The organism is Nonomuraea longispora (assembly GCF_004348345.1).
Taxonomy (GTDB): Bacteria; Actinomycetota; Actinomycetes; order Streptosporangiales; family Streptosporangiaceae; genus Nonomuraea; species Nonomuraea longispora.
Genome location: NZ_SMJZ01000018.1, coordinates 24,337 through 36,608 on the forward strand (window position 1 = coordinate 24,337; position 12,272 = coordinate 36,608).

At 70.3% G+C, this 12,272-nt stretch carries 11 protein-coding genes; 6 read left to right on the forward strand and 5 right to left on the reverse strand.

What is annotated here, in order from left to right:
• Positions 1-11: 11 nt before the first annotated feature.
• Genes E1267_RS07630 through E1267_RS07645 form a run of 4 tightly spaced genes read right to left on the reverse strand, consistent with a single transcriptional unit; the run spans position 12 to position 4,264 of the window.
• Positions 12-1,118: an ABC transporter substrate-binding protein gene (locus tag E1267_RS07630; protein WP_165959498.1), complete on the reverse strand. Its 1,107-nt coding sequence runs from the start codon at positions 1,116-1,118 to the stop codon at positions 12-14.
• A 13-nt stretch (positions 1,119-1,131) separates the two neighbouring features.
• Positions 1,132-2,187 carry an ABC transporter ATP-binding protein gene (locus E1267_RS07635; protein WP_132331201.1) on the reverse strand — a complete coding sequence of 352 codons (1,056 nt, stop codon included), beginning with the start codon at positions 2,185-2,187 and terminating at the stop codon, positions 1,132-1,134.
• Positions 2,184-3,488: an aspartate aminotransferase family protein gene (locus tag E1267_RS07640; RefSeq protein ID WP_132331203.1), complete on the reverse strand. Its 1,305-nt coding sequence runs from the start codon at positions 3,486-3,488 to the stop codon at positions 2,184-2,186. Before E1267_RS07640 ends, E1267_RS07635 begins: the two co-directional genes overlap by 4 nt.
• Positions 3,485-4,264: an IclR family transcriptional regulator gene (locus E1267_RS07645; protein WP_132331205.1), complete on the reverse strand. Its 780-nt coding sequence runs from the start codon at positions 4,262-4,264 to the stop codon at positions 3,485-3,487. The genes E1267_RS07640 and E1267_RS07645 overlap by 4 nt, the downstream gene beginning before the upstream one ends.
• 453 nt (positions 4,265-4,717) lie before the next feature.
• Here E1267_RS07645 and E1267_RS07650 point away from each other — a divergent pair, with 453 nt between their 5' ends.
• Genes E1267_RS07650 through E1267_RS07665 form a run of 4 tightly spaced genes read left to right on the forward strand, consistent with a single transcriptional unit; the run spans position 4,718 to position 8,471 of the window.
• Complete coding sequence (locus tag E1267_RS07650; protein ID WP_165959499.1) at positions 4,718-7,141, forward strand: sensor histidine kinase; 2,424 nt, start codon at positions 4,718-4,720, stop codon at positions 7,139-7,141.
• The gene (locus E1267_RS07655; protein ID WP_132331209.1) at positions 7,122-7,547 is read left to right on the forward strand and encodes a roadblock/LC7 domain-containing protein; all 426 of its coding nucleotides are present in this window, start codon (positions 7,122-7,124) and stop codon (positions 7,545-7,547) included. Before E1267_RS07650 ends, E1267_RS07655 begins: the two co-directional genes overlap by 20 nt.
• The gene (locus tag E1267_RS07660) at positions 7,544-7,894 is read left to right on the forward strand and encodes a DUF742 domain-containing protein (RefSeq protein WP_201760457.1); all 351 of its coding nucleotides are present in this window, start codon (positions 7,544-7,546) and stop codon (positions 7,892-7,894) included. The genes E1267_RS07655 and E1267_RS07660 overlap by 4 nt, the downstream gene beginning before the upstream one ends.
• Positions 7,875-8,471, forward strand: coding sequence for a GTP-binding protein (locus E1267_RS07665; RefSeq protein ID WP_132331213.1), 597 nt, complete (start codon positions 7,875-7,877; stop codon positions 8,469-8,471). The genes E1267_RS07660 and E1267_RS07665 overlap by 20 nt, the downstream gene beginning before the upstream one ends.
• Positions 8,472-8,488: 17 nt before the next feature.
• Here the strand turns inward: E1267_RS07665 and E1267_RS07670 are convergent, their stop codons facing one another.
• Entirely contained in the window at positions 8,489-9,247 is a 759-nt protein-coding gene (locus E1267_RS07670; RefSeq protein ID WP_132331215.1) for a DeoR/GlpR family DNA-binding transcription regulator, read from the reverse strand.
• Positions 9,248-9,662: 415 nt separating this feature from the next.
• On the opposite strand from E1267_RS07670, the gene E1267_RS07675 reads away from it, so the two are divergent.
• Positions 9,663-11,210, forward strand: coding sequence for a sugar ABC transporter ATP-binding protein (locus tag E1267_RS07675; RefSeq protein ID WP_132331217.1), 1,548 nt, complete (start codon positions 9,663-9,665; stop codon positions 11,208-11,210).
• A complete protein-coding gene (locus E1267_RS07680) occupies positions 11,207-12,226 on the forward strand; it encodes an ABC transporter permease (RefSeq protein WP_132331219.1) in 1,020 nt (339 codons plus the stop codon). The genes E1267_RS07675 and E1267_RS07680 overlap by 4 nt, the downstream gene beginning before the upstream one ends.
• Positions 12,227-12,272 lie beyond the last annotated feature (46 nt).

The following is a 12,272-nucleotide window of genomic DNA, read 5'->3' on the forward strand; positions in this document are numbered from 1 at the left end:
CGCCGGGCCTCTCAGATACGCGAGGCGACGTCGGTTTCCCAGCGTTTCTGCCACTCGGCGTTGTTGCGTCCCACGATGCCGTAGTCGATCTGCTGGAAGCCGTCGCTGGTCGCCTTGCTGAAGGCGGGCAGGCCGGCCAGGTTCCCGGGCAGCTCGGCCTTGGTGTTGGCGGGCACCTCGACGCTGGTCTCGGCCCAGCGGGCGCACCACTTGGGCGAGAGCATCTCGTTGATGATGTCGTGGACGGCTTCGAGCTGGCTCTGCGGCTGGCCCGCGACGGCCTGGAGGTTGACCGGCAGCGGGATCGCGCCCTCCTTGGGCACGACGTACGTCAGCGGAGCGCCGGAGTTGATCCACTGCTGTCCGGTGCCGGCGAAGTAGGCGGTCAGCGGCGCGGTGCCGTTGCTGAGCACGTTGAGATACTGCGGGTTGGACTCGACGAGCAGCCGGATCTGCTTGGCCTCGCGCTTCCACAGCTCCCAGCCGGGCTCCATGTTGTCCAGGCCGCCGCCGTTGAGCTTGGCGGCCATGTAGACGGCGTACCAGGGGAAGGAGAAGAGCGCGACCTTGCCCTGGTGGGCGTGGTTCCACAGGTCGGCCCACGAGCCGGGGGCCTGCGTGATCTCCTGCTTGTTGTAGAGCAGGCCGAGCTGGTCGATGCCGATGCCGATCCCGATGCCGTGGTCGTAGCGGAACCGCTCGTCGATGTCGGCGGCGTTGCTCATCGCCGAGTAGTCGAGCTCGGTGAACATCTTGTCGTCGGCGCCCTGGACGGAGGTCTGGGCGTTGAAGAAGCCGAAGTTGACCAGCGGCCGGTCGGGGGCGGCCTTCTTCTGGGCCAGCATCTTGGTGTAGCCGACGGAGTTCGACTGTTCGTAGATCTTGATCTCGACGTTCTTGTGGGAGGCCATGTACTCCTTGGCGAACTCCTTGGGCATCTTGCCGAGGTCGCCACCGAGGAAGGCGAACATGGTCAGGGTGAGCTTGCCGCCCTTCGACGCGGACGGCGCGGCGGATTGGGGGGACACCTCGCCGCAGGCGGTGGCGAGGGCGAGGCCCGCCGCACCGGCCGCGGTGCCGAGGAACCGGCGTCGCGAAATATCGGACATACCCGTCATCGAGCTAACTCCCTCAGTGGTCGAGGACGACACCGGCATCCACGTCCCAGCCGGTCTCGACCTCGTCGCCGACCGTCAGGGTGGATCCGGCTTCTTCGCGCCGTTCGGAGATCACCAGCACTCCGGAGGCCAGACGTACGTGGTAACGCGTGCTCGCGCCCTGGAAGATCACGTCCTCCAGGCGGCCGTGGTAGCGATTGGCGCAGTCCAGGTCCTTGCCGACGGCGACGTGCTCGGGCCGCACGGACACCGCGCGGCCGGGACGCGCGACCTTGACGCCGATGCCCTCCGCCTCCAGCAGGCCGCCGTCGTACGTGCCCTCGTACAGGTTCGTGTCGCCCAGGAAGGTGGCGGTGAACTTCGTGGCCGGCGATCGGTAGAGCTCGGCCGGCGGGCCGATCTGCTCGATGCGGCCCTCGTTCATCACCGCCATCCGGTCCGACATCGTCAGCGCCTCCACCTGGTCGTGCGTGACGTAGACGAACGTGGTGCCCGAGTCGTGCTGGATCCGTTTGAGCGCCTGCTGCATCTGGACCCGCAGCCGCAGGTCGAGCGCGCCGAGCGGCTCGTCGAGCAGCAGCACGGCCGGCTCGTTGGCCAGCGCGCGGGCGATGGCCACCCGCTGCTGCTGGCCGCCGGACAACTGGGCGGGGTAGCGGGCGTCGTAGCCGGCCAGGTCCACCAGGTCCAGCATCGAGCCGACGATCTCGCTCACCTGCCTGGCCGGCTTGCGCCGCAGCTTCGGCCCGAAGGCGATGTTGTCGGCCACGGTCAGGTGCGGGAACAGGGCCAGGCGCTGGAAGACCATGTTCGTGGGACGCCGGTGCGCGGGACGGCCCCGCATCGGCTCGCCCCTGATCAGCACCTCGCCCGAGGTGGGCTCCTCCAGCCCCGCCAGGATGCGCAACGTCGTGCTCTTGCCGCAGCCCGAGGGGCCCAGCATGGAGAAGAACTCCCCTGTGGCCACGGTGAAGTCGACCTGCTCGACGCCCCTGGCGCCGTTGTCGTAGACCTTACGGATGCCGCGGAGCTCGGCATCGGGCCCGCCGCCGGTCGCCGCCGCGGTCATGTCGCGCTCCTCATTTCCGCGAACGCCTCCTCGGCCGCCTTCAGCAGGGCCGCCACGTCGGCCTCGGTGTGCGCTGTGGACAGCGCCGCGTGCAGCAGCGGCTTGGCCGGGAGCAGGATGCGGTGCTCGCGCGCGATTCGGTGCAGGATCGCGTAACGGGCCGCGTCGCTGACCATCGCCGTGCGGTAGCCGGTGACCGGCTCGGACAGGAAGTACGGCTGGAAGTGGCCGCCCGCGCCCGCGACCACGGCCGGGACGCCGTACGCGCGGGACAGTTCGGCGAAGCCGTCGCGCAGCACGCCGCCGAGCCGGTCGAGCCGGGCCTGGGCCGAGCCGTCGGCCAGCAGCGGCAGCGCCGCCGCCGCCGCGGCCACCGCCGAGCCGTGCCCGTTGTAGGTGCCGACCCAGCCGACCGGGCCGCCGCTCGACGGGTCGGTGCAGGCCATCAGGTCCGCGCGGCCCTCGACCGCGGCCAGCGGGTACCCGTTGGACAGGGCCTTGCCGTACGTGGTGAGGTCGGGGGTGATGCCGTAGACCTGGCGGGCGCCGCCGGGCGCCAGGCGGAACCCGGTGAGCAGCTCGTCGAAGACGAGCACGATCCCCAGCTCGGCGGTGAGGTCGCGGAGCAGCCTCAGGTAGTCGCCGGTCGGCGGGATGAAGCCGATGTCGATGAGCACGGGCTCGACGACCACGGCGGCCAGGTCGGAGGCGTGCTCGCGCAGCAGCCGCTCGGTGGCGTCCGCGTCGTTCCACGGCAGCACCACCGTGCCCTGCGCCGAGCGCGACAGGCCCGCGGAGCTGGGCGGCGCGGCCGGCCGGTCGGCGGGCCCGATCTGGTCGGGGGCGGGCCAGGTCGACACCCACAGCGGGTCGAACCAGCCGTGGTAGGCCCCCTCGACCTTGGCCACCCGCTCCCGGCCGGTGTGGTGGCGGGCGATCGAGAGCGCGTGCATCAGCGCCTCGGTGCCGGTGTTGGCGAACCTGACCCGGCCGAAGTCCGGGATCATGCCGGCGAGCGTCTCCACCGCGGTCACCGCGGCCTCGGTCTCCACGCCGGTGGTCAGCCCGCGGCTCACCGCGTCGGCGACGGCCGCGTCCACGCCGGGGTGGGCGTGGCCGAGCATCACCGAGGCGTTGCCCATGGTGCAGTCGAGGTAACGCTCACCCTCGACGTCCCACAGGTACGCGCCCTCGGCACGCTGGAAATAGACGGGGTGCGGCGCCTGGAAGCGGGTGTTGGAATGCACCCCGCCGGGGACGTACCGGCTCGCGCGCTCGTACAGGCTCTGCGACGTGCTCAATGGTTACTCCTGATCTCCAGGGAGAGCCGTTCGACCTCGGCCAGCAGCGCGGGCACGCACGCGTTGGCGTTCTCGCGCGTGAAGCGCGCCGCGGGGCCGGCGACCGAGATGCCGCCCACCGCGTGCCCCGACCGGTCGAGGATCGCGGCGGCGCGACAGCGCAGGCCGACCGCGTAACTCTCCTCATCGACGGCGAATCCCTCCGTGCGGGCGGTGGCGAGTTCGGCCTCCACCTCGCGCAGCGCCTGCTCGGCCCGGTCGCCGACGGCGGTGCGCAGCACCGCGAGCCGCCGCCGCGCGGGCAACATCGCCAGTACGGCCTTGCCCATCGCGGAGGTGTGCGGGTTGAGCACGTCACCGACGCGCGCCACGGCCCGCAGCGAGTGCTCGGGCTCCTTCCGCGCCACCAGCACGATCTCGTCGCCCACCAGCAGGCCGGCGCTCGCGCTCTCGCCGGTCTGCTCGGCCAGGGCCTCCACGGAGGCCTTCAGCCGGTCGGCGGCGTGCATCTGGTCGAGCGTCCGTACGGACAGGTGCAGCAGTCTCGGCCCGGCGGCGTAGCCGGACCTGTCCAGTTGCACCAGGAACCCACGCTCGACGAGCAGCGCGACCAGCCGCGACGCGGTGGAGGGCGGAACTCCCGCCGCCGCGGCGATCTCGCCCAGTTGCAGGGGGGCGCGGTCGTGGGTGACCGCGACGTCCAGGACGTCGAGCAACCGGGCGAGATAGCTGGTGCGGGACTCGCTTCCACTCAGTGGAACTGTCTTTGCGTTCATTGGGAGGCCAACCTAGGAACGTCCCTATACGGACGTCAAGAGCAGGCCGAAAACCGTTGTCCGACCGTTTTGCCCCATTCCTCCCGTATCGTCCCTTGATTCCGGACAGAACGAAAGCCCTGCCGTGGAGACGGACTCAGCGAGGTGAACCGTGGCGGAGGGGGCGAACATGGTGACCGGAAGGCCTTACAGATAGGGCCTGGTAGTAAGGAAAGACAGGGCCGTCATCACCTTCCGTGACGTTTACCCATGGTTACATTCACGACACGTATGCTGACAAAGAGTCAACCCGTCATTCGGGACGAATGTTCACATCTGTTGCTTGAAGTACATCTGCCCCATCGGCATAGTGGACGGACCACAGGCGTACCAGTCGTGACGGGATTCTCGGGGGCCGGTACCAGGTCGCGACTGCCAGCGGCGCATCATCACGCGCGGAATTGGACAAGATGGATGAGCTCGCCCCCACCTCTCCGTACCAAGCTGCTCAGGATTCTGCTGCTCCCGCTCGTATCCATGGTGGCTCTGTGGGGGTTCATCGCCTACTCCAGCGTGGAGGAGATCGTCGAAGTCTCCCAGACGCAGGACCGCTGGGAGGCCATCGGGTCGCCCTTGTTACAACTGATCGTCGAGCTGCAACGGGAACGCCAGCTCTCGGCTGAGGCGCCGAAGAGCACGGCCACGTACGCGCCCCTTTCCGAGCAGCGGCACGTCACCGACGAGAAGGTCGAACGCCTGCGCGAGGTCATCGGCGCCGTCGACGTCGAGTCGTCGGGTGCCGAGACCCCCGCCCAGGTGCAGGCGCTCGTGCGGGCGCTCGACGGGCTCCAGTCCCTGCGGGCCTCCGCCGACGGCGGCGTGCTGGCCCCGCCGCTGACGATCATCCAGGCCTACGACAACCTGATCAGCGTCGCCAACGGGCAGTTCAACGACCGCGACGCACTGAGCAGCGTCTCCTCCTACCGGGCGGTGCGCGGCATGGCCGCCTACAACGCCACCGCCGAATACCTCGGCCGCGAGCACGCCGTGCTCACCAGCACCATCGTGCAGCGCAAGATGACCCCCACCGACCGTGCCGCGTTCGTCGCCGCCATGACCAGCCGCCGGCTCGTCTTCGCCAACGCCGAACGCGACGCCGGCCCCGAGCTGCGGGCCGACTACGACAAGCTGGTCGACAGCGCCGCGTACAAACGGCTGGTCGAGGTCGAGGACGAACTGTTCAGCTGGGACACCAACGGGGCGCCGCCGGTGGAGCCGGCCCAGTGGAAGAGCGACGCCGACGCCGTGTTCAACACGATCAACCGCGACACGCAGGAGGAACTGGCCCGCGCCGCCGCCGAGGCAGAGGGGCAGAAGACCGGCGCCTACTGGCGGATCGGGCTCGTCCTGCTGCTGGGCCTGGCGGCGGTGCTCGCGTCGCTGGCGCTGTCGTACCGGTTCGGGCAGTCGCTGATCGACGAGCTCAAGCGGCTGCAGGCCTCGGCGGTCGAACTGGCCGAGCAGCGGCTGCCCCGGCTGGTCGCCCGGCTGCGCCGCGGCGAGGACGTCGACCCGGCCACCGAGGCGCCCGGTCTCGCCCCCGCGGAGACGGCCGAGGTCGACCGGGTGGTCAACGCGTTCTCCGCCGTACGCCGCACCGCGGTCGAGGCCGCGGTGGGCCAGGCGACCCTGCGCAAGGGCGTCAGCCAGGTCTTCCTCAACCTGGCCTGGCGCAACCAGGCGCTGCTGCACCGCCAGCTCTCGCTGCTCGACACCATGGAGCGCCGCGTGGAGGAGCCGGAGGTCCTGGAGGACCTGTTCAAGCTCGACCACCTCACCACCCGCATGCGGCGGCACGCCGAGAACCTCATCATCCTGGCCGACTCCGCCCCCGCACGCCGCTGGCGCGACCCCGTGCCGCTGTTCGACGTCGTACGCGCGGCCGTGTTGGAGGTCGAGGACTACACCCGCGTCACCGTCGCGCCCATGCCCGACGCCCCGATGCTCGTCGGCGCGGCCGTCACCGACGTCATCCACCTGGTCGCCGAGCTGGTGGAGAACGCCACCGTCTTCTCACCGCCCGACACGACCGTGCAGATCCGCAGCATGACGGCGGCCAACGGCTTCGCGATCGAGGTGGAGGACCGCGGGCTGGGGCTGAACGCGACCGTGCTCCAGGAGTACAACGCCCGGCTGGCCCAGCCGCCCGAGTTCGACCTCGCCGACAGCGACAGGCTCGGCCTGTTCGTGGTGTCCAGGCTCGCGGCCCGGCACGGGGTCAAGGTCTCGCTGCGCCCCTCACCGTACGACGGGACCACCGCGATCGTGCTGCTGCCCACCATCCTGCTCGCAGGCGCCGCCACACCCTCCGTCACCCCAGGTGACCGGGCGGGCAGGCCCGCGCGGGCGCTCGGCACGGCGCCGTCCGGCACGCTCTCCGGTGTCGTCTCCGCCGCCCCCGAACGGCCGGACGCGCTCAACGGCGAGCACGCCGACCCGGTGGAGCCGGCGCCGGCCACCTGGTTCGAGGCCGTGCCCGCGCCGAGGAACGGCGAACCGGGCCGGCCGGGGGCCCGTCCGGCGCCACGGCAGTTGCCCCCCACCGCGTCCCAGCCGCCAGGACCCTCCGCCGAATGGAGCGTCACGGTGCCGGCTCAGGACGCCGACGAAGACCTCGACGGGCTGCCGATGCGGATACCGCAGGCAAGCATGGCTCCCCAGCTGCGTTCCACCGGAGGCCCCGCGCGGCGCCCGGTACCGGCGCGCTCGCCTGAGGAACTCGCACAACTCATGTCGTCCATGCAGCAAGGCTGGCGGCAAGGACGCCGCCAGGCCGGGCACGGAGCCGACATGTGGAACCGAAAGGACGACCATCCCGATGCCCGACCCCAGAAGTGAACTGAGCTGGCTCCTCGACGACCTCACCCAGCGAGTGCCCGGCATCCGGCACGCCATCGTGCTGTCCTCCGACGGGCTGGCCATGGGAGGTTCCCAGGAGCTGACCCGGGAGGACGCCGAGCACCTGTCCGCCATCTCCGCCGGCAGCCACAGCCTCGCCATGGGCGCGGGACGGCACTTCGGCCTGGGCGGCGTACGGCAGACCATCATCGAGATGGAGGGTGGTTTCCTGTTCGTCACCGCCGCCGGTCAGGGCGCGCGGCTGGCCGTGCTCGCCGCGGGCGACGCCGAGCTGGGCATGGTCACGTACGAGATGGCGCTCATGGTCAAAAGGGTCGGCGAGCACCTCTCCGCGCAGCCGAGAGGAGCGGCACCGGCGCCCGCCTGGAACGGTTCACGACCGTGACAGGGCAGGATCCCGGGCCGCTGATCCGGCTGTACGGCCTGACCGGGGGAAGGGCCCGCCCGCAGGGCGAGACATTCGACCTGGTGGCCATCGTCACGACGGTCGGCGGCCCGCACACCCTCGCGGACCTGATCCCGGAGTATCGCGCCGTGTTGTCGGTGTGCCGCAGGCCCACGCCGGTGGCGGACGTCGCGGCGCACCTCCGGCTGCCGCTCAACGTCACCCGGGTCATCCTGGGTGACCTGCGGCGGGAGGGTTTCGTCACCATCGAGCGCCCGCGCCCGGTCGCGCAGACGATCGACGAACACATCTACAGGGAAGTGCTGGATGGACTACGCAGCCTGTGAGCCGGGGGCGACCGCGGTCACCTCGGCTCTGGCCATCAAGATCCTCATCGCGGGCGGGTTCGGCGTCGGCAAGACGACCATGGTGGGCACGATCAGCGAGATCCGGCCGCTGCACACCGAGGAGCTGCTGAGCGAGCGCGGCGTCGACGTGGACGACGTCTCGGGCGTGGAGTCCAAGAGCACCACGACCGTGGCGCTCGACTTCGGCCGCATCACCATCCGCGAGGGGTTGTGGCTGTACCTGTTCGGCACCCCGGGACAGGACCGGTTCTGGTTCATGTGGGACGAGCTGGCCCTCGGCGCCCTCGGCGCGGTCGTGCTCGCCGACACCCGCCGCCTGCAGGACTCGTTCCCCGCCGTGGACTACTTCGAGCAGCGCGGCATCCCGTTCGTGGTCGGCGTGAACTGCTTCGACGGCGCCCGCCGCCACGACCCGGCCAAGGTCAGACGGGCGCTCGGGCTGAACGCGCACGTCCCGATCGTGCTCTGCGACGTGCGCGACCGCGCGTCGGTCAGGGACGTGCTCACCACGCTGGTGACGTACGCGGTGGAGGGCGCCGGCCGCGCGATGCCGTGAACGGCGGAGGGGCGGGGTCAGAGCAGCTCGACGTGGTCGCGGTAGGGGTCGAGCCGGTCGTCGGAGACGTCGAGCTCGGTGACCATCAGGTCGATCCCGTCCCAGGGCAGACAGCGGGCGGCGGCTCCGGTGCCGAGCTTCTGCGAGTCGACCGCCATGACGACGTGCTCGGACAGCTCGGCCATGAGCCGCTTGATCTCGCACTCCTCCGCGCTGAACTCGCTGGTGCCGAAGTGCGGGTCGATGGCGGCGGCGGACAGGAACGCCCGCGCGAACGAGAACTGCTTCAGCGTCAGTGAGGCCAGGGGGCCGACGAGGCTGCCCGCGTTGGGGTCCTTCTGGCCTCCGGTCAGGTAGGCGTGCACCCGCGGGTTCCTCGTCAGGGTCAGGAACGTCTCGATCCCGTCGGTGACGACGGAGAGGTTCTCGGCGGGCGGCATCGAGCCTGCCAGCACGGCCAGCGTCGACGAGGCGTCCATGCAGATGCCGACCCCGCCGGAGGGCACCAGGCTGGTCAGCTTGCGCGCGATCTCCTCCTTGGCCCGCCAGGCCCGGCTCTTGCGCGCCTCGAAGGGTTGCGCGGAGCTGACGGCGCCGCCGCGCACGCGGCGGACCAGGCCTTCGTCCTCCAGGGCCTGCAGATCCCGCCGGATGGTCATGGTGCTGACCTCGAAGCGGGCGGCCAGGTCTTCGATGCGCAGACTGCCGCTGGACGACAGCAGCTCGGCCAGCGCCTGGCGTCTGCTCTCCAGGTCCACGCTGCTCCTGACGCCCATGCCGTCTTTGTTCTCCTTCGCTGTTCAGTCTTGTCAACTGTCACACACGCAGTCTCGCCCGGAGACGCCATGGACCTGCTGGCGAGTGAACGATAGATGATGCGGCCGCCTGGTTCAAGGCTACGTAATGCTGCCTTCTCCTGCTCGTTGAGGCGCAGGTGACGCTCCATGCGAGAGGTATCGAATAGGTAACACACCCTTGACACTGAGATGTCGCCTCGTGTGATGTTCACGCAAGGAAACAACAAGGGATCTCGCTCGGAACCCGTCGGGCGAGCGCCGGCCACCCTGACCTGGATCGGCTTCTCGCACCGGCACCTTCCCGTACGCGTCCGGACCCGTTCCGGACCGCCGCCGCCCTCCGGGCAGGCCCCGACCGAACACCGAGCCGTCAGGCCGGGACTGGAGAGCAGTCGTGGAAGATGTCGCACTGGAGTGCCGGGACCTGGACAAGGCATTCGGCGGCGTGCCCGTGCTGAAGGGCGTCTCACTTGCTCTCGAGGCAGGTTCCGTCACCGCTCTCGCCGGGGAGAACGGCGCGGGCAAGTCGACGCTGATGAAGATCGCGTCCGGCCAGGTCAAGCCGGACGGAGGCCGGGTCCTGATCGGGGGCGAGCCGCTGCCCCACGGCGACCCGCAGGCGGCCCACCGGAACGGGGTGGCGATCATCCCCCAGGAGCTCGCGCCGATCATGGACATGACGGTGTACGAGAACCTGTTCATCGGCAGGGAACTGCGCACGCGGACGGGGCTGCTCGACCGGCGGGGGATGGCGCGCAGGGCCCGCGAACTCCTCGACGTCTTCGGCGTGGAGATCGACCCGCAGGCGACCATGCGGCGGCTGCCGGTCGGCCTGCGGCAGCTCGTCGAGATCGTCAAGAGCACGAGCGGCGGCGCGCGGATCCTGCTGCTGGACGAGCCCAGCTCGGCCATCTCGGAACGCGAGGTCGAACGGCTCTACGCCGTCATCGGCAGGCTGCGTGAGCAGGGCGTCGCCATGCTCTACACCACCCACAAGATGGAGGAGATCCGCGCCCTGGCGGACAGGGTGGTCGTGCTGCGCGACGGAGGGCTGGTCCTCGACCGGCCGATCGGCGACATCACCGACGACGAGATCGTGCACGCGATGATCGGGCGCGAGCTCCAGGGCTTCTTCCCCGACCTGCACGCCCCGGGTGACGAGATCGCCCTCCAGGTCAGCGGGCTGCACGTCAGCGGCTACCCGCGGCCGGTGGACCTGACCGTGCGCCGCGGCGAGATCCTCGGTCTGGCGGGGCTCGTGGGGGCCGGCCGTACCGAACTCCTGGAAGCGATCTTCGGCGTGCGCAGAAGCACCGCGGGGACCGTCACCGTCGCCGGCAGACCCGTCAGGCGCAACGCCCCCGCCGCCGCCATCACCGGCGGCATGGCCCTCGTCCCCGAGGACCGCAAGGGAGCCGGGGCCGTGCTGACCATGAACGTGCTGGACAACGGCTCCCTCCCCCGCCTTTCCCGCTTCACCGTCGCGGGCTGGTTGCGGCAGCGCAGCCGCGGCCGGCAGGTCGGCGCGGCGATGGAGTCGGTCAAGCTGCGCAGCCGCGGACTGTCGCAGCAGGTCGGCACGCTGTCCGGCGGCAACCAGCAGAAGGTGGTCCTGGCGCGCTGGCTGACCGGCAGCGTCAACGTGCTGCTGCTCGACGAGCCCACCCGCGGCGTCGACGTCGGCGCGCGCAGCGAGATCTACCGCATCATCACCGAACTCGCGGCGTCGGGCATGGCCGTGGTCATGGCCTCCTCCGACATGCCCGAGATCCTCAGCCTGGCCCACCGGGCGCTCGTCATGCGCGGAGGAGCGGTCGCGGGCGAGCTCGCCCGCGAGGATCTGTCCTCGCCCCACGTCCAGGACCTGATCTTCAGGTACGCCGCCGGACTGAACCCGGACAGCGCCCCCGCGCCCCGACACACCGAGAAGGAGGGCCGATGACCACGCAGGAGTCAGCCCAGGAGCCCACGAACCCGGGCGGAGCGGCCGCGCGGCTCCTGCCCTGGCGCTTGTCCGGACCATGGATCCGCGACCAGCTGATCCGCCACTCGATGGTGGTGGTGATGCTCCTGATCATCGCCTATTTCAGCTACCGGAGCGCCCGGTTCGGAACGCTGGACAACCTCCAGACGATCGCCATCGCCGCGGCGCCCTTCGCGCTCATCGCGCTGGGCCAGACACTGGTCATCCTCACCGGCGGCATCGACCTGTCCGTGGGCAGCGTCATCGCGCTCAGCGCCATGACAGCGGCCTACACGGTGAAGGACCATCCGGAACGGCTCTGGTTGTCCCTGGTGGTCGCCATGCTCGTCGGGCTCGCGGCGGGAGCGGTCAACGGCTTCCTGGTCTCGAAGGTGAACGTGCCGCCGTTCATCGCGACGCTCGGCATGCTGACCACGGCGTCCGGCCTGGCGTACGTCGTGGGCCAGGGAGCGCCGATCAACGGCCTTCCGCAGAACTTCGGCGAGATCGCCAACAACCAGATCTTCGGCCTGCAGATCCCCGTCGTGGTGATGATCGTCGGCATCGTCGCGCTCGCCCTCATCATGAAACGGACCTCGTACGGGATGCGCGTCTACGCCGTGGGCGGCAACCCCGTCGCGGCGCAGATCGCCGGTGTGAAGACCACCCGGATCCTGTTCAGCGTCTACGCGCTCAGCGGGCTGCTGGCCGGGTTGTCCGGCGTGATGCTCGCATCCAGGGTCATCTCCGGCCCGCCCAACCTCGGCGAGGGCTACGAGCTCGACGCCATCGCCGCCGTCGTCATCGGTGGCGCGAGCCTGCTCGGCGGCCGGGGCAGCATCCTCGGCACGGCGCTCGGCCTGTTCCTGATCCAGACACTGAACAACGGCCTCGACATCCTCGTCGTCCCCGCCTACTGGCAGAGCGTGATCAAGGGAGCGCTCATCGTCGCCGCCGTCACCGTGGACGTCTGGTCCGCCAAACGCAGGGGCTGACGCCCCACCTCCCCCACAGACCTGCACGAAACGCACCAATGGAGTC